Genomic DNA, 20,564 nt, shown 5'->3' with positions numbered 1-20,564 from the left:
TCAGTCCCGCCCATGAGGGCGGGGCGGCAAGGCCCGGTCCAGCTCGGCTTCGAACCGCTCGGCCAAGGCGAGACGCTCGGTCGTGGTCATGCCGGCCACATGTGCGACGAACTGATCGGCCACGGCGATCTGGACGGTCTGCAGCCGGCTGTATTGACGTTCCATGATACCGCGCAATGCCGCGCCGTCGAATTGCTCGGCCTGCAAAACGGCAAGCATTTCGTCCATGTCGCGGCGCATGGCGATACGGGTATCGCGGTCGAACGGATGGGCACGTCGCAGGCCCGAACGAATGGCGCTGCGGTCGTCGTCCTCCAGTGCGCGCAACAGCGGACCAACGGTCAGGTCAACCCGGCCGCCCGGTCCGCCCGGCGGCGCGCCACGCAGCACCATGCCGATCACCAGCCCGAGAACCAGCAGGTTGAGCCCGAGCGAGATGACCAGAAGCCAACGCCGCCAGCGTTTCTCGCGACCATTGGCGGGGGTGGTTTTTTCGCTCATAGCAAGCCCTCCAGCCCGACCAGGGTTTCGACGCCAGTCAGTGGCACCTCAACCGTGTCGCCGCCCGACCATGCCTGCGACAGCGCATTCAACCCATCCGGCTGGGCCACTCCGATCCAGATACCGAGGATCGTTGCCGTCGTCATCGAGCCAACGGCGCCCCAGCCGCCCAGGGCGGCCAGCAGCACCGCTGCGGCCGAGCGACGCGCGCGGGGTGTCACGGCCCGCGGCGCCCGTATGGCCAGTTCGCGATCCGCATCCGCCATGACCCGGTCCAGCAGCGCATCATCGGGCTCGGCCGTTCGTCGCCGGGCAGTTTCAACCGTCGCGCGGAACAGATCTTCGTCGCGTTCATCCGTCATCGTCATACCCCAATTCTGCCTTGCGCCCCCGCAGGCGCGCAATCAATCCTTTCTTCCCCCGTGCCACCAGGCTTTCCACCGTGCGCACGCTTTCCCCCATGATGCGTGCCACCTCCGGGTTGGGCAGTTCTTCGAGATGCCGCAGGGTCACGGCCTTGGCCTGGCGGTCCGGCAGATCGGCCAATGCCGCCCTCAAGGCCATGTGCCGTGCGCGATCCTGCAGGCCGGCAGCGACAGTCGGCCCTGTATCCTCGGGCTCGGGGGCCGCCTCCAGCGCCACTGCGCGACCGGACTTGCGCAGCCGGTCGGTGCACAGGTTCGCCACGACCCGGTATAGCCATGTCGTTACCTTGGCACGATCCGCTTCCCAGTCGGGGGCGATGCGCCACAGGCGCAGCATCGCCTCCTGCGCCACGTCCTCGGCCTCGGCCCGGTCTCCGAGCATGCGATGCGCCTGGCCTAGCACACGCGGCAGAAGCCGCCGGCTCAGAATGCGCGCCGCGTCCCGTTCGCCGCGCGCATAGGCGGCCAGCAGGGTCTCGTCGCTTTGACTGTCCAACACGGGGTCCGAACTCATGTTTCAGGGGCGTAGCCACATCTTTCGCCTCCGGCAAGGCGGGCGCGCGCGACGAAGGAAAACCGGGACTGGTTGCACGCGCCCCACACCGCCGATCAGTTGCGATGCATCCGACCGCCCATGCGGTCCTGAAGGGCGGCGAATTCCTCGGCGTCGAGCGTGCCGTCACCATTGCTATCAAGGCGGTCGAACATGGCACCATCACGCGACCCCTTGCCACCCATCGCCTGCATTTCCTCGATCTGCAGCAGGCCATCGCCGTTTTCATCCGCCCGGTCCAGATGACGCTCCATACGGTTTGCCATGCGGGCCTGCATCATCGCCGTCATTTCCTCTGCACTCAGCCCACCATCGCCGTCAGTGTCAGCTGCCTCAAACCGGGCCTGCATGCGGGCTTGCATGGCCGCGCGCATCTCCTCGGCTGTCAGGGCACCGTTGCCATCGAGGTCCATTTCCTCGAAGCTGGGCATCTGGGCTTTGGGCCCGTGGCCGGCGCCGAACCCGCGCGCCTCGGCGCTGACGGTCAGGGCGAAACCCGCGGTCAGGGCGGCGATCAGCAGGGGGGTCTTGCGTGTCATGGATATCTTCCTTTCGATTTCTGTTTCACGACACCGGGTTTGCAGCGCCGTCTATCCCTCTAACGGTCGAAGCGGAGGGTTCCGTCGCGGGGCTGCCAACTTCCTGCCGCGCGACATCCCGACGCGGCGACATTTTCGCCCCTTCCATTCACGGCCCGCCCACGCCACCTGTAAGGTCTTCAAAGAGGCACGCGATGACAGAACAGTCCAAGAACCTTGCCACGGAAGACGACCGGCCGATGAAACGGTCCATCTTGCGCGGGCTACGCCGACGCTGCCCCAATTGCGGCGACGGGATCATGTTCGACGGCTATCTCAAGGTTGCCGATCACTGCCCGGCCTGCCAGGAGACGCTCAGCCACCACCGGGCCGACGACGGCCCGGCCTACCTGACGATCCTGATCGTCGGGCACCTGATGGCGCCGATCATCCATGTGGTCTTTACCCATTTCCGGCCAGATCCTCTGGTCATGGCCACCGCCTTTACCATTGGCTGCGTGGCGCTGTCGCTATACCTTCTGCCACGAATGAAGGGGCTGGTGGTCAATATCCAGTGGTCCCGGCGGATGCACGGGTTCGGGACCTAGCACCGGCCGGCCCCAGCCGTTCAGCGAGGGACGACGAAAATGGACAAGCGTGAGATCCGCGACGCGGCCACGGTGATCGTGCTGCGCGATCGGTCTACCGCGCCGAAGATCCTGATGGGCCAGCGCGGCGCCGGGGCGGCCTTCATGCCGTCGAAATTCGTGTTTCCGGGCGGCGCGGTCGACGCGGTGGACGAAACCGTCCCTTTCGGGCGTCCCTTGCGCCAGCCCTGCGCGGACCGGCTGGCCGAGAACAGTGATCGCAGCCCGCATGGGCTGGCCGCCGCCGCGATCCGGGAATTTTGGGAAGAAACCGGCCAACAGATCGGGGTGCCTGGCAAATGGCCCGACGCCCCCCGCGGCTGGCGCGGATTCGCCGCCAGCGGGCATTGGCCCGACGCCGCGCCGCTACAATTCGTGTTCCGGGCCATTACCCCGCCCGGGCCGCCCCGGCGGTTCGATGCGCGGTTCTTCCTGGTCGAGGCTGACGCCCTGACTACAAACCCCGACGATTTCTCGCGCGCGGAAGAAGAACTCAGCTACCTGCACTGGGTGCCACTGTCCGAGGCGCGCGCGCTCGACCTGCCCTTCATCACCGAGGTGGTGCTGGCCGAGATCGCCGCCGGGCTAAACCGCGATGGCCCGCCCGAGCAGGTGCCCTTCTTTCATCACGAGGACGAACGGCACCTGATCACGCGGCTCGCCGGGCGCTCACCGCTCGACGGCGTCTAGGCGACCAGAACCAGTGCCACGATCGAAGCGGTGAGGATGCCGATGCCGGCCAGTTCCCTCGCCGTGATCTTTTCGCGGAATACAAGTGCGCCGACGGCAAGGGAAAAGATCAACTCCACCTGCCCTACGGCGTTGACATAGCCCACCGTCTGCAAGGTGAATGCGGTGAACCAGCAGATCGACCCGACAAGCGACGTGAGGCCGACCAGCCCCGCAACCCGCCACGCGGCGAAGACCGCCCGCACCTGCCCACTTTCGCGCCAGACCAACCAGGCGCCCAGCAGCAAGGTCTGCAATGCCGTCACAAACGCCAGCGTCACCACGGCCCGCAGGAAGGCATCGCCGCTTTCCAATGCCAGCGACGCACCGCGATAGCCCACGCCCGAAATGCCGAAGAACACCCCCGAGGCAAGCCCCAGCCCTGCGGCCCGATTGCTGATCCGGCGGAGCCAACGCCCCTGCCCGCCCGGCGGGTCCGAAAGCAGCAGAACCCCCACCAGCCCCAGCAGGATCGCGCCGAATCCCAGCCAGCTGACACCCTCGCCCAGGATCAGCAGACCCATCAGCACCGACAGGATGACCTCGGTCTTCTTGAACGTGATGCCGACGGCGAAGTTGCGGTGCTGGAACAGCAGGACAACGCAGATCGTGGCCAGGATCTGGCTGATGCCGCCCATCAGGGCATAGGCCCAGAATGTCGATGGGATGACCGGGATCGGCTGTGCCGAGAACTGCCCGTAGCCAAGCGCGATCAATGCGGCCAACGGCGCCGCATAGACAAAACGCGCAAAGGTTGCCCCCGCCGCCGACAAGCGCCCCGTGGACAGGTGCTTTTGCAGCGTGAAGCGCAAGGTTTGCGCCAGCGCGGCGCCAAAAGTGATCCAGACCCAGGGTTCCATGGGCCCCTATAGGCCGGAAATCAATCCTGCGGCCAGAGCGGATGCGGCACCGGGTCCTTGGCACGCAGGAAATGCTGTCGGAAAACCTGACCGTAGGAGCGATAGCGATAGCCCTCGTTGCGGCGCAGATAGTGGTCGCGATTGGCGCGGTAGAGGGCGGGCAAGCGATACCAGGGCACCTGCGGGTGCATGTGGTGAACGACGTGCAGATTGTTGTTAAGAAACAGCAGCGCCAGCGGGCCGCGATCTTCGATGATGACCGTGCGGGCGCGGGCCTTTTCATGGGCGCGGTGTTCGAGGAAGGTGCGGATTTTCAGCAGGGACGGGCCCAGATAGGCGGAAATCGCATAGGCCCAGAACGACATGGGTGATAGCGTGACCAGCCAGATCACAAGCGCCACCGCCGGGATATGTGCCAGCCAGCCCATGATCACCGGCCGGTCTCCGGCCCGAAGCGCCTGAACGTCCCCCCGGAGCCAGAACACGGTGCCGATCACCGGCCCCAGAACCAGGCGGCCCACAAGCGTGTTGTTGACCCGCAAGAGCGCCTGAACAGGCCGCGCCAGCAGGGTCCAGCGTGCCGGATCGAGGTAGTTCGATTCCGGGTCGTCATAGGGGTCGGTCAGGTGTTCGTCGCGGTGATGGGCCAGGTGCGTGTCGCGAAACCGCGCATAGGGAACGATCAAGGCCAGCGCCGGAAACATCAGCGCCGCGTTCAGCCGGTCCGATGTGAAGGGGTGGCCGTGGATCGCCTCGTGGCAAAGCGAAGAATGAAAGGCGATGGCGACCCCCAACAGCAGAACCGCCCCGACAAGCGAAACGGTCGGCAACAGGAACAGGCTCAGACCCCAAACCGCATAGCAGCCAAGCACGAGGCCAAGGGTCGGCCATTCGATCTTGAGCGCTGAAAGCCCGAATGCGGACAGCCGAGGCTCAGACATCGACGCGTCCCCAGTCGATGCGCGCCCACAGCCTTTCGTAGATCACGTAAAGGCAGAACCCCAGGACCGTATTGACGACCGCCATGGCGCCTCCGATCGCGGCCGATCCGGTCATCGCCAACCCTATAAGCGACATGCATAGCAGTCCGATCATGTTCCAGAGGATGGCCTTGGCCAAACTGCGGCGACGGGTTTCCATCGGGTCCTCACGTGTTGCCTTTACCTCGTTCTTTCCTGTCCCACCGGTCGGTGTCGGACCAGTTGGTTTCACGTTAACAAATGCGACTTTTGATGATATTTTGCGTCATATGATGACAAAAATAGACAAACTCGCCCGCGCCGCCCTGTTTCGCGACCGCCTTTCCGAGGCGATGGGCGAAAGGCGCATGACACAGGCCGGACTGGCAAGGCAGGCCGGGGTGGATCGCTCGACCGTGTCCCAATTGCTGGGACAGGGGGGCGCGCGACTGCCCAACGCCCAGGTCGTGGCCGAGTGCGCGGGGGCACTCGGCGTTTCGGCGGACTGGCTGCTGGGCCTGACCGACCGGCCAGAGCGCGCCGCCGATCTGGTTGCGGCGTCGATGGAAATCACCAAGGCCCCCCGCGCACTGGTCGACGAACAGATCTTCGACTGGCACCAGGAGGCCGCCGGCTACAAGGTGCGGCATGTGCCGGCCGGACTGCCTGACATGTTCAAGACACCCGAGGTTCTGAAGTGGGAATACGAGCCTTCCCTTGGGCGCAGCATCGAACAGGCGTTGGGCGCGTCACAGGACCGGCTGGACTGGATGCGTCAGGCGCGATCGGACTACGAAATCGCCGTTCCGGTCTATGAACTCACAAGTTTTGCCAAGAGCACGGGGTATTACCAGGGGTTGGCGGCCCCGCTTCGCCGGGCCCAGATCGACCGCATGGCCGAGTTGCACGATCAGCTTTATCCCACAGTGCGGTTCCACCTGTTCGATGCGCGGCAGTTGTTCTCGGCCCCAGTGACGGTGTTCGGGCCGCTCATGGCGGTTCTGTATCTTGGGCAGAATTACCTGGCGTTCCGCGATACCGACCGGGTTCAATTCATGACCCGCCATTTCGACTTGCTGGTGCGCGAGGCGCTGGTGAGTTCACGCGAATTGCCGGCGTTTCTGGACGACCTGCGAAAGGCGATCTAGGGTCTTGGAATTCCCAGTTACGGACACTCCGCCATGTTGCCCATCCGCGATCACAACCCCTCCGAGAAGGTCCCGTTTGTGACCTTCGCCCTGATCGCGATCAACATCGCGGTCTTTCTCTATGATATGGCAATCGTTCAGACACAGGCCCAGCAATGGGATTTCTATGTCGATTACGCTTTTTTTCCCCTGCTGGTCAGCGAAGGACAGGGCTACACCGGCATCCTGACTCATATGTTCCTGCATGGCGGCTGGATGCACTTGGGTGGCAACATGCTGTTCCTTTGGATCTATGGCGACAACATGGAAGAAGAATTGGGCCACGTGGGATTCCTCGTGTTCTACCTGTTGGCGGGGCTGGCCGCCGCCTGGCTGCAATACCTCCCCGACCCGGAAAGCCGCGTGCCCATGGTGGGCGCCTCGGGCGCAATTGCCGGTGTCATGGGCGGCTACCTTCTGATGTTCCCCCGGGCGCGGGTGGACGTCTTCATCTTCTTGATCGTGATCATCCGCATCATCCCGTTCCCGGCCTGGATCGTCCTCGGGCTGTGGTTCGGGCTGCAATTCTTCAACGGCCTCAGCGCCGACCTGTCGGGGGGTGGCGTGGCCTATTGGGCCCATGTCGGGGGGTTCGTAGCCGGGTTCGCCATGACCCTGCCGGTCTGGCTTCGGCGCGGTGCGCGGCGCTACTGGGTGCGCACCGAGGGGCATCCGCCCCACCCCGAGGCGCAATATGACTTCATGGACAGCTCGGTGCCGCGGGTGCGCCGGCGAAAATGACCGGCGCAGCGGTTATGCGACGTTCTGAAGCTTGACCCGGGGTTGAATGCCCAGCGCGTTGCAGACATCGCGGGTCAGTTCGGGCTTGTTGAGCGTGTAGAAATGCAGGTGCTCGACCCCGCCCTGCAGCAGGTCATCACAAAGCTCGGTTGCCAGTGCCGTGGCCAGCAGATCGGCACCCCCGTCGCGTTCCGCGTTCTCGAAGGCATCCGCAACGATCGGCGGGATCGTGGTGCCGCAGGCCTGCGCGAAGCGCCGCGTCCCAGTCCAGTTCTCCACCGGCAGGATGCCGGGGATCAGCGTCGCGTCGATCCCGGCCTTTTCACAGGCATCACGGAACCGGAAGAAGGTTTCCGCCTCGAAGAAGAACTGCGTGATCGCGGTATCGGCCCCGGCGTCGATCTTGCGTTTCAGATGCTCGATATCCGCAGCATGGTCGACCGCGTCGGGATGGCGTTCGGGATAGGCCCCGACGGTCACGTCGAAACCGCGATCAACCAGCGCGCCCACCAGCTCGACCGAGCCGGAAAACCCGTCCGGTTGCGCCACGAACCGGCCTGCCCCTCTTGGCGGGTCGCCTCGCAGGGCGACGATGCGGTTCACGCCAGCTGCGCGATATTGATCGGCGATGGCCAGCGTTTCTTCCTTGCTGGCCTCGACACAGGTCAGATGCGCGGCCACGTCCAGCCCGGTCTGCGCCCCGATCGCCTCGACCGCCTCGTGGGTCAGCTTGCGCGTCGTGCCGCCCGCACCATAGGTCACCGACACGAAGTCCGGACCCAGCGGGGCCAGGGCCGTCACGCAGTCCCAAAGGCGGAAGGATTGCGGCAACGACTTGGGCGGGAAGAATTCGAAGGACAGGGCTGGGCGGGTCATGGGGCACTCCATTGATTTCCTCGCCTTGTCCCACGACCGGACTTGTGAGACAAATTCATAACTTCGAACACCATCATGAAAACCATGCATATTGAATTTCGCCACTTGCGCACCATCAAGGCCATTCACGAAACCGGCGGGCTGGCCCGTGCCGCCGACATGCTGGGGATCACCCAGTCGGCGCTGAGTCACCAGATCAAGGGGATCGAGGACCAGGCCGGGGTCGAGCTGTTCGTGCGCCGGTCCAAGCCGCTGAAACTGTCGCCTGCGGGCAAGCGGTTGCTGGCAGCCGCCGAGCGCATCCTGCCCGAGGTCGAGGCGCTTCAGGCCGAATTCGAGGGGTTGGTCCAGGGCCGTGCCGGCCGGTTGCACATCGCCATCGAGTGCCATGCCTGTTTCGAATGGCTGTTCCCGGTGCTGGAACAGTTCCGCAAAGCCTGGCCAGACGTGGACGTGGACATTCGCGCCGGGCTGGCCTTCGATGCCATGCCGGCCCTGATCAAGGAAGAGGTGGACTTGGTCATCACCTCGGACCCGGAGGACATTCCCGGCGTCACCTACCTGCCGCTGTTCGATTACGAACCGGTCTTCGTGGCGGCTGCAAACCACCCTCTGGCGGCGAAACCCTTTGTCGAACCCGGGGATTTTCGGGGCGAAACCCTGATCACCTACCCGGTCGACCGGACCAAGCTGGACATCTTCTCGCAATTCCTGGCCCCGGCCAAGGTCGAGCCTGCTGCGATCCGGCCGGTGGAACTGACAGCGGTGATCCTGCTTCTGGTCGCCTCGGGACGCGGGGTGACCGTGCTGCCCGATTGGGTGCTGCGCCAGACGCGGTTCGGGTCGGATTACATCACCCGCCCGCTGACGGAACAGGGCATCACCCGGCGCCTGTTCGCCGCCGTCCGCACGGTCGATTCCGACCTGCCCTTCATGGCACATCTGGCGCGCCTCGCCCGGCAAGAGGCGGTGCGCCTGCAACGGGGCTGACCCCCCTTGTTCCGGCCCGCGCGATTGCCTATACGCGCGGCTTGATCCCGCCCGAAGGAGTCCCTCGATGACCGGCAGCGCCAACCTCAACGTCATGACCAGCACCGCCCGCCGCGTCGGCCGGGCCCTGCTCAAGGATTTCGGCGAGGTCGAGAACCTTCAGGTCTCGACCAAGGGACCGGGCGATTTCGTCAGCCGGGCCGACCGCAATGCCGAGGAGATGATCCGCACCGCTCTGATGGAGGCGCGGCCCACATACCGTTTCTTGGGCGAAGAGGGTCAGGAGATCGAGGGCGAGGATCCGACCCGCCGCTGGATCGTCGACCCGCTGGACGGCACCACGAATTTCCTGCACGGCATGCCGCATTGGGCGATTTCCATTGCGCTGGAACACAAGGGCAAGATCGTGGCGGGTGTGGTCCATGACCCGGTGAAGGACGAGTGCTTCTTCGCCGAGAAGGGCGAAGGCGCCTGGATGAACAACCGCCGCCTGCGCGTGTCGGGGCGCACCAAGATGATCGAATGCTGCTTTTCCACCGGCCTGCCCTTCGGGGGCCGATCGGACCTGCCCGCCACGCTGCGGGACCTGGGCCGCCTTCTGCCCGCCTGTGCCGGCGTGCGGCGCTGGGGCGCGGCATCGCTGGATTTGGCCTATGTGGCCGCCGGCCGCTACGACGGGTATTGGGAACGCCGCCTGAACGCCTGGGACATCGCCGCGGGGATCATCATCGTCAAGGAGGCGGGCGGCATCATCGAGCCGCTGAACCCCGAGGGCGATATCATGGCCGACGGCGAGTTGATCTGCGCCGCGGAACCGATCTTCGAGAAATTCGCCAAGGTCATTCGGGGCTGACACGCCCCAACACCGGACAGTAAGCCAGAGGCCGCACCCCGGACCCACTGGGACACCGGGGGCTTGTCTTGTGCGGGCCGGATTCTCTTAGAAAGATGGGGCCGGTCAACCGCGCATCAATCGGGATTGACTTTCCAAAGTCTTTTTGTCAGGTATTGAGAAACCGCTGCATCCAAGGGCCTGACATGACCGATTCCACCCCCTGCCGGGGCGCGGCGCCGGTCGGACAAATCGCCGACCTGCCCGCCCATGAAGCCGCCGCCGTGATGGCCCTGCGTCGCTGGTCTGGCAGCCCAACGGTGGATCGCGGCGCCGGTCGCGAGGCGGAATTCTTTCTGGGTCAGATATTCGAGACTCTGCAGCATTTTGGCCGCCGGTCACTGATGCGGCACCATGTTGGGTGCAACTGCCTCGGTGCGGACGAAGCCTGTTTCGCGCAGCTGATCGGCAGCGCCAATGACGGCGACCGCGAGGATACGATGATGATAGCCTGCCTTCTGGTCCGAGCCGACGCAGCCCCCATCGTGGCCGATTTGGCCCAGATGGCCGCCCTGCACCTGCGCCGCGAAGGCGCCTCTGCACAAGAAGCGACAAAGCAGGATGCGGCCTGCCCTGCACGCCCGGTGCTGCACTGACCGTCTTTCTCCATGCCCTCGGGCCGCTGCGGGCCCTAGCTTTCCAGCCGGCCCGGCATTCAGGTCAGTTGGATGTTCGACTATGGCTGCGCCTGCGCCGGGTCAACCCCACGCGACCGACGCACAGGCGTCGGATGTCTCGTGATAACCGGTCGCTTGATACCGCTGGCGTGTCGTTCTTCCCAAAGCGTGATCGTGGAAACGATCACGAAGCCGCATTCTCCGCCTCTTGCAGCATCTGCCAGACCCGGTGCGGGGTGAAGGGCATGTCAGCGCGGGTGACGCCGCGGGTTGCCAAAGCATCCAGCACCGCGTTGGCGGTGGCGGCCATGGATCCGACAGTGCCCGCCTCGCCACAGCCCTTCATCCCCATGGGATTGTAGAGCGAGGGCGTGGATTCCGTATCGAAGGAAAACATCGGCACATCATCGGCGCGAGGCATGCCATAATCCATGAACGTCGCCGTGATCAGCTGACCGGTCTCGTCGTAATGGGTGTGTTCGGTCAGAGCCTGCCCGACTCCCTGCACCACGCCACCATGCACCTGACCCTCGGCCAGCATGGGGTTGATAAGATTTCCGAAATCGTCGACCACCGTGTAACGGTCCAGTGTGACCTTGCCGGTCTCCGGGTCGATCTCGACCTCGGCGACGTGGGCCCCGTTCGGGAAAGACCGGTTTTCCAGCTTGGTCGTCCGCGAATGGCTCAACAGATCCTCGCGGCCCTCGGCACGGGCCATCTCGGCCACTTCCAGCATGGTCGGCGTCAGGTTCGAACCCGGGATTCGGAAGCGTTCATCATCGAAGGCGATGTCCCCGGCCTCGGCGCCCTCTTTCTCGGCAAGGTAGGCGGCAAAGGCATCGGTGATGGTTTCGACCGCGGCCAGCGTCGCGGTGTTCTGAACCGTCACAGAGCGCGATCCACCGGTGCCGCCGCCCTTGGCGATCAGGTCGCTGTCACCCTGGACCACGGTGATCCGGTCGGCGGGCATGCCCGTCTGGTCGGCCAGGAACTGGGCAAAGACGGTCTCGTGCCCCTGCCCGTTCGACTGCGTGCCCACGAAGATCGACACCGTGCCGTCCGCGTTGAAATCGACCCGCGCAGTCTCCTCGGGGTCGCCCAGGATGCTTTCGATGTAATAGCACAGCCCCATGCCGCGCAGCTTGCCCGTCGCCTCGGAGGCGGCACGCCGCGCGGCAAAGCCCGCGCGGTCGGCCTCTTGTTCGACCCGGGCCAGAACGCGGGCGAAATCACCGACGTCATAGGGTTGCCCGGTGGCCGAGGTATAGGGAAAGCTGTCGGCGGGGATGAAGTTGCGGCGGTGCAAGTCCCAGGGGTCGACACCCAGATCGCGGGCGGCGTAATCCATCGCCCGCTCCATCACATAGATCGCCTCGGGCCGGCCCGCGCCGCGATAGGCATCGACCGGCGCGGTATTGGTATAGACGCCGCGGCAACGCATGTGGAACGCCTGAAAATCGTAGACCCCCGGCGCGACCTTTGAAAACAGCTCGGTCTGGATCGGTTGGGCGTATTGCGAATTGTAGGCCCCAAGATTGGCCACGGTGTCCAGCTTGTATCCGATCAGGCGGTGGTCGTCGTCGAATGCGAGCGTTGCCGTCGTCGTGAGGTCGCGGCCGGCATTGTCGGTCAGCATCGCCTCGGTCCGCTCGGACATCCAGCGCACGGGCCGGTTGAGTGCCCGCGCCGCATGGGCAACGATGAAGGTTTCAGGATAATCCATCCCCTTCATGCCGAATCCGCCGCCGGTATCGGGGTTGGTGACTCGGATGTCGTCAGGCGCCATGTCCAGATGCCGCGCGAGGCTTTCCTTTGGCCCCCAGACCCCCTGCCCGTTCACCGCAACATGCAGCCGGCCATTGCCTTCGGGCTCGGCATAGGTGCCGCGCGGTTCCATGGAATTGACGATGACCCGGTTGTCGCCGATCTCGTAGGTCAGCACATGGGCCGCCTGTTTCATTGCCGACTCGACCGCGTCCGCGTCGCCCAGCGCGAAGTCGAAGGCCAGGTTGTCAGGTGCTTCGGGGTGCAGGTCCGGCCCGCCGGTCGCCAGGCCCAGGTGCACATCCAGATCCTCGAAATCCAGCGCGATCATCTCGGCGGCGTCCTTTGCCTGTTGCAGCGTGTCGGCCACCACCATGGCGATCGGTTCGCCCACATGGCGCACCCGGTCTCGGGCCAGCAGGGGCCGTTCGGGACGCGCGCCCTTGCTGCCATCGGCGTTGCGAACGGCGGTGGCCTTCATGGCCACGGTCATGCCCGCCGCCTCCAGATCGGCCAATGTCAGCACGATGTGCACGCCGTCTGCCTCTTGCGCCTCGGACACATCCAGTTCGGTGATCCGGGCGTGGGCCACGGGCGAGCGCAGAAACCAGGCCCGCAGCGCGCCTTCGGGGGCGATATCGTCAACGTAGCGGCCGTGGCCGGTCAGGAACCGCTGATCCTCGACCCGCTTGACAGATTGGGATTTGCCGAATTTTTCCATGGTCGCCTCGCGTGATGGTCGCTGCGACCCTAGCGGCAGATCAGGCGTTGTCCACCCCGCCGCGCGCCGCCGGGCTAGAGCCGGACCACGCCGTCGATCTGGCTGAGCCGTTGCGAGGTTATGCGCACACGGTCGCCGGAATTGCCCTCGACCGTCCGCATCCGGCGCGCGCCTTCATCATAGCTGATGACAAAGCCCGTATGCCCCCCCACAACGCGGCCCTGTTCGTCCATGCGCTGCTTGGTGAAAATGTCTCCAGGCATCGGATGGGCGCGCGAGGCCGGGATGTAATGGCCGTTGTTCTGCCCCCAGCGTCGAATGGCGGACACCGAGCCGGTATGGCCGAACGGGCTGTCGCCGGCCTCATTCACGCACCAGGACACGAAATGTGCGCACCAGTAGTGGCCACCATTGCCGCGCTGATACATCCGCACGCGCGGCCCGTCGTTCGAGCCGGGCGGTTCCTCGCGCACACCGCGCGACTCCTCGGACAGGGCCACGTCCAATGCGGCGCGGCCAAGCGAGGATTCCTTGCGCTCACCCGTGGCCCGGGGACGGCCGGCGCCCCCCTCGGTCCGCGCCGTACCACCTGCGCTGCCGGCCGAAGGGCTGGTCGGGCGGCCCGGTGCAGCGGGCGGCGCCTGGCTGGTTGGACCGGCCGGTGCGGGTGGGGAGAGCGGCCCGAATCCGGCCCCGAAAGGCGTGTCGAGGGCGCTGAAGTCCGATCCGAAGCCGATGTCGGGGATCAGCGCGCCGAAATCGGTGAACATCCCGAACGGGTCATGCCGCCTTTTCTTGCGCCGGTCTTCTTCCGATCTGTCCCTAGTGTCTTCCATCGCATCAACCCTTTTCCGTGCGGGCCTGCAATTGCACCACCGCCGGGTCAGAAAGCTTCAGCTTTACCTTTTGCAGCATCGCCTCGGGCGTATCGGCCAGCTTGGCCTGGTCCACGGTGACGCGCAGGCCCTCGTCGCTGACCTCCGAGACAGCACAAACCAGTTCCAGTTCCACCTCGGAGACATGGAAATGCGGCACCTCGCGGTCCTTGGGTGCGGCGATCAGGGCCACGGCCTCGACCTCGCGCCGGACCGAAGCGATATATTCGGAAAGGCGCAGGTCCTCGGCCGGCTTCACGGCTTCCGGGGTGCGTTTGAAATCGGTGAACACCTTGGGGTCGATTGGCGTGCCGATCTTCAAGTCGTGACGCAGCTTGACGCCGCGTGTCGTTGGGTTGCGGGCCATGATCTATCCCTCCTTCTTCTGGTCAGGCACGTCGACCGCCGCAGACAGCCCCTCGCCGATCAGGCGCGACAGGCGGCCATGCATGTCGTCGTCATGCGTCGAGCGCAGCTTCAGCGACACCGCCAGCTTGCCTTGCGTTCGGAAATTGCGCGACACGGTCCTGTTGCCTATCGAACCCTTCAGCACAGGCGTCCGGATCGCCTTTTTCGGCAAGACGCCGGATCGTGACCCGGTGGTGGCATTGCCGCCAGCCTTTTGGGTTTCCTCTCGGTCGTATTCCACGTCGAGATCCAGGTCGATCGTCGCCTCCTCGATGCCGACTGCGGGCATCTGGATGATCGACAGAAGCGGCGCGCGCACCCGCGCCTCGTGGTCGATGCTGACGCCCGGTCGGGTCGGGTCATCGATGCTGCGGGTCATGCCGAACTCGAATTCGCTCAGCTTCAGGCCCTTGACGGTCTTGTTGCCGACCTTGCGGGTGGTTTCCTCCATACCGTAGTCGAAAAGGAACTCGACGAATTCCCGTTCCGCCTCGATCTGGGCCTGTTGGACCGCGCGCACCGGGGCCCCCAACAGGGCGCCGATTTCATAATCGTCGTTGTCGTCAGCCATTGGATGTCCTCCTTGCCGGGAAACGCCGCCGGGTCGGATCGCCCGGCGGCGCGGCGGGCCCTATTCAGGCAGTTCCGCCTGGGCCGAGATCGTGTCGGCGAAGATCTGAAGCACGCGCTGGAAGCCCTCGGGCACCCGTTGCTTGGCATTCATGTTCATCTTCAGCGTGGCGCTGCGGTCGGTCTGCTTGCGTTCGCTGCGCTGGTAGGCGGCGGACACCTTCATCGACTGCTTGAAGCTGGCGGTCGTGGTGTTTTCGCCCGAAACCTGCCCATAGAGGAACTTGTAGAGCCCGCCGGTCGCCGCCTTGACCGTGGTGGTCGAGGTCACGGCCGCCTCGGCCGAATAGCTGCCGGCCAGTTTCAGCTGGTTCTCTTTCGAGATGGTTTCCTTGATGTTGAACTCGAACCCGACGGTCAGGTCCTCGATCGCCATGTGCGGGGCTTCGACCATGGACAGAAGCGGCACGGTCATCGTGCTGTCCACCTCGGACGATTCCCCGGTTTCGGGATCGGTGACAACCTTCTTGTACTTGAACTCTGCGGTGCGCAACTCACCGAAATCATCGGTGCCCATCGCATCAACGAACTCGATGGTGGAATGCGCCGACAAGGCCTGCGCCTCGATGGCGGCGGTCAGCGGCGCTGAAAGGTAATAGCCGAGCGGCAATGCCTGCGTTTCGGCGGCAATATCAACCTTTGCCATGGGGTCCTCCTGAATGTGTTGTTTGAAAACATCTTCAGGTTGAGCCAGCCGGGCGATTCCGCCTAGTCATGTTTTCCCCACCCTCTTTTCGCCGCCGCCCGGTCGGGTTAGAGGGGGTCTGCGAAATTCAGGGAACGCATGTCATGGCCATGGAAAAGACCTTCAACGCCCAAGAGGCGGAACCGCGCATCTACAAGGCTTGGGAAGACAGCGGCGCCTTCAAGGCCGGTGCAAATGCCAAGCGCGACGAAACCTTTTCCATCATGATCCCGCCGCCCAACGTGACCGGCGCGCTGCACCTGGGCCATGCCTTCAACAATACCTTGCAGGACATTCTGATCCGCTGGCACCGGATGCGCGGCTTCGACACGCTGTGGCAGCCCGGCCAGGACCATGCCGGCATCGCCACGCAGCTCCAGGTCGAGAAAAAGCTCAAGACCGAAAGCAATCTGCGCCGCACCGACCTGAGCCGCGAGGACTTCCTGGCCAAGGTCTGGGAATCGAAAGACCAGTATGGCGACACGATCATTGAACAGCTCAAGCGGCTGGGCAGTTCCTGCGACTGGTCGCGCAATGCCTTCACCATGTCCGGTGCCCCCGGTGCCCCCGAAGGAAACGAGGGCAATTTCCACGACGCCGTCATCAAGGTCTTCGTGGACATGCACCAGAAGGGCCTGATCTATCGTGGCAAGCGCCTGGTCAACTGGGACCCGCATTTCGAAACGGCCATCTCCGATCTCGAAGTCGAGAACATCGAGGTCGACGGCCATATGTGGCACTTCAAATACCCGCTGGCCGGGGGCGCGACCTACGAGTACATCGAGAAGGACGAGGACGGGAACGTCACCCTGCGCGAAACCCGCGACTACATCTCGATCGCCACGACACGGCCCGAAACCATGCTGGGCGATGGCGCGGTAGCGGTGCATCCGTCCGATGAACGGTATGCCCCCATCGTGGGCAAGCTGTGCGAGATTCCGGTGGGTCCGAAAGAACACCGCCGCCTGATCCCGATCATCACCGATGACTATCCCGACCCCGATTTCGGCTCCGGCGCGGTCAAGATCACCGGCGCCCATGATTTCAACGACTACGAGGTCGCCAAGCGCGGCGGCATCCCGATGTATCGCCTGATGGATACCAAGGGTCACATGCGCAATGACGGCGCAGCCTACGCCGACGAGGCCGCCAAAGCGCAGGACTTCGCCCGTGGCGAGGCCTTTACGGTGCAGCAGGTCGACGCGATCAACCTCGTGCCCGAGGAATATCGTGGTCTGGACCGGTTCGAGGCCCGCAAGCGCGTCGTCGCCGATATCGACGCCGAGGGCCTGATGATCATGGTCGAAGACAAGAAGATCATGCAGCCCTTCGGGGATCGCTCGAAGGTCGTGATCGAGCCGATGCTGACTGACCAGTGGTTCGTCGATGCCGAAAAGGTCGTGGGCCCCGCGCTCGAGGCGGTCCGCGAAGGCCGCACCGAGATCATGCCCGACAGCGGCAAGAAGACCTATTTCCACTGGCTTGAGAATATCGAGCCATGGTGCATTTCCCGCCAGCTGTGGTGGGGCCACCAGATCCCGGTCTGGTACGGTCTGAACCTTGGCGTCGATGATGACCTGAACGCTAGCGGCGAACTGGACGAGGTGCAGCTTCTGGAGCTTCTGACCGAGGGTGGCATGCTGCACCGGCAGGAGGTCAGCCATTGCGCCTTCAGCTTCGACGAGGTCATCCCGCTGTTCGAGAAGGACAATATCGACGTCCCCAACCCGATCAGCCATGCCCGGGTGATCGAGGTCGCGGACAAGCACGAAGCGATGCACGCCTTCGCTGCGGCGCTGGCCGAATACAACGTAACCCAGGACCTGACCAAGCTGGTCTACCCGGTCTGGCGCGATCCGGACGTGCTGGATACCTGGTTCTCCTCGGGCCTCTGGCCCATCGGCACGCTCGGCTGGCCCGAACCCACCGAAGAATACCGCAAATACTTCCCCACCGACGTGCTGATCACCGGGCAGGATATCCTGTTCTTCTGGGTCGCGCGGATGATGATGATGCAGCAGGCCGTGGTGGGCCAAGACCCGTTCCACACGGTCTACCTGCATGGGCTGGTGCGCGACGCCAAGGGCAAGAAGATGTCCAAGACCACCGGCAACGTCATCGACCCGCTGGAGATCATCGACGAATACGGCGCGGACGCCCTGCGCTTCACCAACACCGCCATGGCCGCCATCGGCGGCGTGCTGAAACTGTCGGAGGACCGGATCAAGGGTTACCGCAATTTCGGGACCAAGCTGTGGAATGCCTGCCGTTTCGCCGAGATGAACGGCGCGACCGGCAGCGACGGCACCACCCCGCAGCCCAGCGCGACGGTGAACAAGTGGATCATCGGCGAAACCGCCCGCGTGCGCGAAGAGGTGGATGCGGCGCTGGCCGCTTACCGCTTCAACGAAGCCGCCTCGGCGCTTTATCACTTCGTCTGGAACGTGGTGTGCGACTGGTATGTCGAATTCTCCAAGCCGCTATTGCTGGACGGAGGCGAGGCCGAAAAGGCCGAAACCCAAGCCACCATGGCCTGGGTGATGGACCAATGCCTGATCCTGCTGCACCCGATCATGCCCTTCATCACTGAAGAGCTCTGGGGCACGCTGGGCGACCGGGACAAGATGCTGGTCCACGCCGACTGGCCCGAATACGGCAGCGAGCTGGTTGACGAAGAGGCAGAGCGCGAAATGCGCTGGGTCATTTCCTTCATCGAGGGGGTCCGCTCGGCCCGCGCCCAGATGAACGTGCCGGTCGGGCTTTATATCCCCGTCCTGCAGTTGGAAGCGGATGCGGCGGCCCGCACCGCCTGGGCCAATAATGAAACGCTGATCAAGCGCATGGCCCGTATCGAGTCGCTGGAGGACGCGGACCAGGCGCCCAGAGGGTCCCTTTCCGTCACGGCCCAGGGCGCGAATTTCGCTCTGCCGCTGGCCGACATCATTGACGTTGACGCCGAAAAGGCCCGTGTCGCCAAGGTCATGGGCAAGCTGGAAAAGGAAATCGGCGGCCTGTCCGGGCGTCTGAACAACCCCAAATTCGTCGAAAGCGCCCCCCAGGAAGTGGTCGACGAAGCCCGCGAGAACCTCGCCCTGCGGCAAGAGGAAATGGCCCAGCTGCAGGCCGCGATGACGCGGCTGGAAGAAATCGGCTGACCGGCGCGGCTTCATCTTGGCAAATAAACTCATGCCCCGCGCTTGCCGATTGCGCTAGGTTCGGGGCATGAGTCGTTCGTTTCGCCAACTGACTGAACAACAGATCCAGAAGGCGCTGGCCGAGGGCCAGCTTTCGGACCTGTCCGGCGAGGGAAAGCCCCTGCCGAGGCGCAGCGGCGTCACAGACATGGCGACAGAGGTGGCCACGCGCATCATGGCCGAGGCCGGGGCCCTGCCCGAGGAATTCAAGCTGAAAAAGGCGCTGGAGGCGGCGAGGGCCACACATGCCGCGGCCGTCACCGAGGATGAACGACGACTGGCCATGGCACTGATCGCCGATCTCGAACTGCGCTACAACATCGCGCGCGAGGCGCGGCGGAAGTTCATGCAGCCCTGAAAGGGCCGCCCCTTGATGGACAAACGGCCGGACGCGCGTCACTCTGGGCGCATGACCACCGATCCGCGCCTGACACCGCTTGTCCAAAGCCTGCCCCGCACCGTGCCGTTCGTCGGCCCCGAGGCGCAGGAACGCGACCGCGGCCGTCCCTTCAAGGCGCGGCTGGGGGCAAATGAAAGTGTTTTCGGCCCGTCGCCACAGGCGGTGACGGCCATGCAGGAGGCCGCACAGGAGGTTTGGAAATACGGCGATTCCGAGAGTTTCGAGCTGCGCACCGAACTGGCCGCGCAGCACGGCATCGCCATGGAAAACATCGTCATCGGCGCGGGAATTGACGGCCTGCTGGGGTCTCTGGTTCGGCTGACCGTGCCGCAAGGCGCGCCGGTGGTCACCTCTGACGGGGCGTATCCGACCTTCAATTACCATGTGAACGGCTATGGCGGTGTGCTGCACAAGGTCGCCTATACCGCCGACCACGAAGACCCAGAGCACCTGGTCGCCAAGGCAAAAGAGGTGGGCGCGCGGCTCATCTACCTGTCGAATCCCGACAACCCGATGGGCACCTGGCACGACGCGGAGACCGTTCAGCGCATGATAGAGGCCGTGCCCGAAGGAACCTTGCTGGTGCTGGACGAGGCCTATATCGAATTCGCACCTGACGGCACGGCCCCGCCCATCGACCCGCAGGATTCACGCGTGATCCGCATGCGGACCTTTTCCAAGGCCCATGGCATGGCGGGGGCGCGGGTCGGCTATGCCATCGGCGATGCCGGGCTCATCGCGGCGTTCAACCTTGTCCGCAACCATTTCGGCATGAGCCGGATCAGCCAGGCGGGGGCACTGGCCGCCGCGCGGGATGCCGACTGGCTGGCCCATGTCCAGGCACAGGTCGCCACCGCCCGTGACCGCATTCATGCTATCGCAACCGACAACGGCCTGACCTCGCTGCCCTCGGCGGCCAGCTTCGTGGCGGTCGATTGCGGCGCGGACGGCACCTTCGCCAAGGCGGTTCTGAACGGCCTGCTGGAACGGGATGTGTTCGTGCGCATGCCCTTCGTCGCCCCCCAGGATCGCTGCATCCGCATCAGTGCCGGAGGGCCAGAAGACCTGGACCTGCTGGCCGAGGCGTTGCCAGGGGCGCTGGCGGATGCACGAAAGCTTTAGGTGATTTTTCATAAAACCGCGTTAGGCTTTCGGAAGGGTTAGAGCCGGAGATCGCCATGTATCACTATCCCCGCCGGGTCGAGAATTACACCGTGCCGTTCCTCTGGATGGTTGGTGTCATCCTTTTCATGGCCTTCTGGACCATCGCGTCCCTGTTCGGATTCTTCTGGGTCGTGCTCGCCGCGGCCTCGTGCGACCTTGGCCTGCGGGTGCTGAAGGCTCAGATCATGGCTCGCCGGCGGGTCCGGAACGGCTGACCGTGCCCACCGG

Annotated in this window: 24 protein-coding genes; 11 read left to right on the top strand and 13 right to left on the bottom strand. The window is 64.5% G+C overall.

Annotated features, from left to right (window positions below; translation table 11 throughout):
- From DFK10_RS12815 to DFK10_RS12800, 4 genes are all read right to left on the bottom strand, one after another.
- Positions 1 to 501: a periplasmic heavy metal sensor gene (locus DFK10_RS12815; protein WP_109389432.1), complete on the bottom strand. Its 501-nt coding sequence runs from the start codon at positions 499 to 501 to the stop codon at positions 1 to 3.
- Positions 498 to 869: a hypothetical protein gene (locus tag DFK10_RS12810; protein ID WP_109389431.1), complete on the bottom strand. Its 372-nt coding sequence runs from the start codon at positions 867 to 869 to the stop codon at positions 498 to 500. The genes DFK10_RS12815 and DFK10_RS12810 overlap by 4 nt, the downstream gene beginning before the upstream one ends.
- On the bottom strand, positions 853 to 1,440 hold the full coding sequence (locus DFK10_RS12805) for a sigma-70 family RNA polymerase sigma factor (RefSeq protein WP_109389430.1): 588 nt from the start codon (positions 1,438 to 1,440) through the stop codon (positions 853 to 855). The genes DFK10_RS12810 and DFK10_RS12805 overlap by 17 nt, the downstream gene beginning before the upstream one ends.
- Positions 1,441 to 1,535: 95 nt before the next feature.
- Positions 1,536 to 2,018 carry an EF-hand domain-containing protein gene (locus DFK10_RS12800; protein WP_109389429.1) on the bottom strand — a complete coding sequence of 161 codons (483 nt, stop codon included), beginning with the start codon at positions 2,016 to 2,018 and terminating at the stop codon, positions 1,536 to 1,538.
- 194 nt (positions 2,019 to 2,212) lie between these two features.
- Between DFK10_RS12800 and DFK10_RS12795 the strand changes: the two genes are divergently transcribed.
- Together DFK10_RS12795 and DFK10_RS12790 are read left to right on the top strand one after the other, a co-directional pair.
- The gene (locus DFK10_RS12795) at positions 2,213 to 2,605 is read left to right on the top strand and encodes a DUF983 domain-containing protein (RefSeq protein WP_109389428.1); all 393 of its coding nucleotides are present in this window, start codon (positions 2,213 to 2,215) and stop codon (positions 2,603 to 2,605) included.
- Positions 2,606 to 2,644: 39 nt separating this feature from the next.
- A complete protein-coding gene (locus DFK10_RS12790) occupies positions 2,645 to 3,334 on the top strand; it encodes an NUDIX hydrolase (protein WP_109389427.1) in 690 nt (229 codons plus the stop codon).
- On the opposite strand, the gene DFK10_RS12785 is transcribed toward DFK10_RS12790, so the two are convergent.
- The 3 genes from DFK10_RS12785 to DFK10_RS12775 are packed head-to-tail and all read right to left on the bottom strand — an operon-like array spanning position 3,331 to position 5,373.
- Positions 3,331 to 4,233 carry a DMT family transporter gene (locus DFK10_RS12785; protein WP_109389426.1) on the bottom strand — a complete coding sequence of 301 codons (903 nt, stop codon included), beginning with the start codon at positions 4,231 to 4,233 and terminating at the stop codon, positions 3,331 to 3,333. The genes DFK10_RS12790 and DFK10_RS12785 overlap by 4 nt on opposite strands.
- Positions 4,234 to 4,253: 20 nt before the next feature.
- Entirely contained in the window at positions 4,254 to 5,174 is a 921-nt protein-coding gene (locus DFK10_RS12780) for a fatty acid desaturase (RefSeq protein ID WP_109389425.1), read from the bottom strand.
- A complete protein-coding gene (locus DFK10_RS12775; protein WP_109389424.1) occupies positions 5,167 to 5,373 on the bottom strand; it encodes a DUF2061 domain-containing protein in 207 nt (68 codons plus the stop codon). The genes DFK10_RS12780 and DFK10_RS12775 overlap by 8 nt, the downstream gene beginning before the upstream one ends.
- Positions 5,374 to 5,482: 109 nt before the next feature.
- Between DFK10_RS12775 and DFK10_RS12770 the strand changes: the two genes are divergently transcribed.
- On the top strand, positions 5,483 to 6,340 hold the full coding sequence (locus tag DFK10_RS12770; protein ID WP_109389423.1) for a helix-turn-helix domain-containing protein: 858 nt from the start codon (positions 5,483 to 5,485) through the stop codon (positions 6,338 to 6,340).
- 33 nt (positions 6,341 to 6,373) lie between these two features.
- On the top strand, positions 6,374 to 7,120 hold the full coding sequence (locus tag DFK10_RS12765; RefSeq protein WP_109389422.1) for a rhomboid family intramembrane serine protease: 747 nt from the start codon (positions 6,374 to 6,376) through the stop codon (positions 7,118 to 7,120).
- Between the two features lie 12 nt (positions 7,121 to 7,132).
- Here the strand turns inward: DFK10_RS12765 and metF are convergent, their stop codons facing one another.
- The gene (metF, locus tag DFK10_RS12760) at positions 7,133 to 7,996 is read right to left on the bottom strand and encodes a methylenetetrahydrofolate reductase [NAD(P)H] (protein ID WP_109389421.1); all 864 of its coding nucleotides are present in this window, start codon (positions 7,994 to 7,996) and stop codon (positions 7,133 to 7,135) included.
- 84 nt (positions 7,997 to 8,080) lie between these two features.
- Here metF and DFK10_RS12755 point away from each other — a divergent pair, with 84 nt between their 5' ends.
- The 3 genes from DFK10_RS12755 (at position 8,081) to DFK10_RS12745 (ending at position 10,474) form a co-directional block, all read left to right on the top strand.
- Positions 8,081 to 8,986, top strand: a complete 906-nt coding sequence (locus DFK10_RS12755; RefSeq protein WP_109389474.1) for a LysR family transcriptional regulator — start codon at positions 8,081 to 8,083, stop codon at positions 8,984 to 8,986.
- A gap of 67 nt (positions 8,987 to 9,053) precedes the next feature.
- Positions 9,054 to 9,839: an inositol monophosphatase family protein gene (locus tag DFK10_RS12750; protein WP_109389420.1), complete on the top strand. Its 786-nt coding sequence runs from the start codon at positions 9,054 to 9,056 to the stop codon at positions 9,837 to 9,839.
- 185 nt (positions 9,840 to 10,024) lie between these two features.
- Positions 10,025 to 10,474, top strand: coding sequence for a hypothetical protein (locus DFK10_RS12745; protein ID WP_109389419.1), 450 nt, complete (start codon positions 10,025 to 10,027; stop codon positions 10,472 to 10,474).
- Positions 10,475 to 10,679: 205 nt separating this feature from the next.
- Here DFK10_RS12745 and DFK10_RS12740 read toward each other — a convergent pair whose 3' ends face one another.
- The 5 genes from DFK10_RS12740 to DFK10_RS12720 form a co-directional block, all read right to left on the bottom strand.
- The gene (locus tag DFK10_RS12740) at positions 10,680 to 12,980 is read right to left on the bottom strand and encodes a xanthine dehydrogenase family protein molybdopterin-binding subunit (protein WP_109389418.1); all 2,301 of its coding nucleotides are present in this window, start codon (positions 12,978 to 12,980) and stop codon (positions 10,680 to 10,682) included.
- Positions 12,981 to 13,054: 74 nt separating this feature from the next.
- Positions 13,055 to 13,816 carry a CHAP domain-containing protein gene (locus tag DFK10_RS12735; RefSeq protein WP_109389417.1) on the bottom strand — a complete coding sequence of 254 codons (762 nt, stop codon included), beginning with the start codon at positions 13,814 to 13,816 and terminating at the stop codon, positions 13,055 to 13,057.
- A 4-nt stretch (positions 13,817 to 13,820) separates the two neighbouring features.
- Positions 13,821 to 14,222 carry a trypco2 family protein gene (locus tag DFK10_RS12730; RefSeq protein WP_109389416.1) on the bottom strand — a complete coding sequence of 134 codons (402 nt, stop codon included), beginning with the start codon at positions 14,220 to 14,222 and terminating at the stop codon, positions 13,821 to 13,823.
- 3 nt (positions 14,223 to 14,225) lie between these two features.
- Positions 14,226 to 14,834 (bottom strand): DUF2589 domain-containing protein, encoded by a 609-nt coding sequence (locus DFK10_RS12725; RefSeq protein WP_109389415.1) that lies wholly within the window; start codon positions 14,832 to 14,834, stop codon positions 14,226 to 14,228.
- A 60-nt stretch (positions 14,835 to 14,894) separates the two neighbouring features.
- Positions 14,895 to 15,539 carry a DUF2589 domain-containing protein gene (locus DFK10_RS12720; protein ID WP_109389414.1) on the bottom strand — a complete coding sequence of 215 codons (645 nt, stop codon included), beginning with the start codon at positions 15,537 to 15,539 and terminating at the stop codon, positions 14,895 to 14,897.
- Between the two features lie 143 nt (positions 15,540 to 15,682).
- Here DFK10_RS12720 and DFK10_RS12715 point away from each other — a divergent pair, with 143 nt between their 5' ends.
- The 4 genes from DFK10_RS12715 to DFK10_RS12700 all read left to right on the top strand — a co-directional run bounded on the left by DFK10_RS12715 (position 15,683) and on the right by DFK10_RS12700 (position 20,551).
- Complete coding sequence (locus DFK10_RS12715; RefSeq protein ID WP_109389413.1) at positions 15,683 to 18,733, top strand: valine--tRNA ligase; 3,051 nt, start codon at positions 15,683 to 15,685, stop codon at positions 18,731 to 18,733.
- A 67-nt stretch (positions 18,734 to 18,800) separates the two neighbouring features.
- Entirely contained in the window at positions 18,801 to 19,130 is a 330-nt protein-coding gene (locus DFK10_RS12710) for a DnaJ family domain-containing protein (protein WP_109389412.1), read from the top strand.
- Between the two features lie 51 nt (positions 19,131 to 19,181).
- A complete protein-coding gene (locus tag DFK10_RS12705; RefSeq protein ID WP_109389473.1) occupies positions 19,182 to 20,294 on the top strand; it encodes a pyridoxal phosphate-dependent aminotransferase in 1,113 nt (370 codons plus the stop codon).
- Positions 20,295 to 20,350: 56 nt separating this feature from the next.
- Entirely contained in the window at positions 20,351 to 20,551 is a 201-nt protein-coding gene (locus tag DFK10_RS12700; protein ID WP_109389411.1) for a hypothetical protein, read from the top strand.
- Positions 20,552 to 20,564: the final 13 nt, after the last annotated feature.

Source organism: Salibaculum griseiflavum (assembly GCF_003129565.1).
Lineage (GTDB): Bacteria > Pseudomonadota > Alphaproteobacteria > Rhodobacterales > Rhodobacteraceae > Salibaculum > Salibaculum griseiflavum.
Note: the sequence above shows the minus strand (reverse complement) of the source record. Positions and strands in the feature narration are given on the sequence as shown.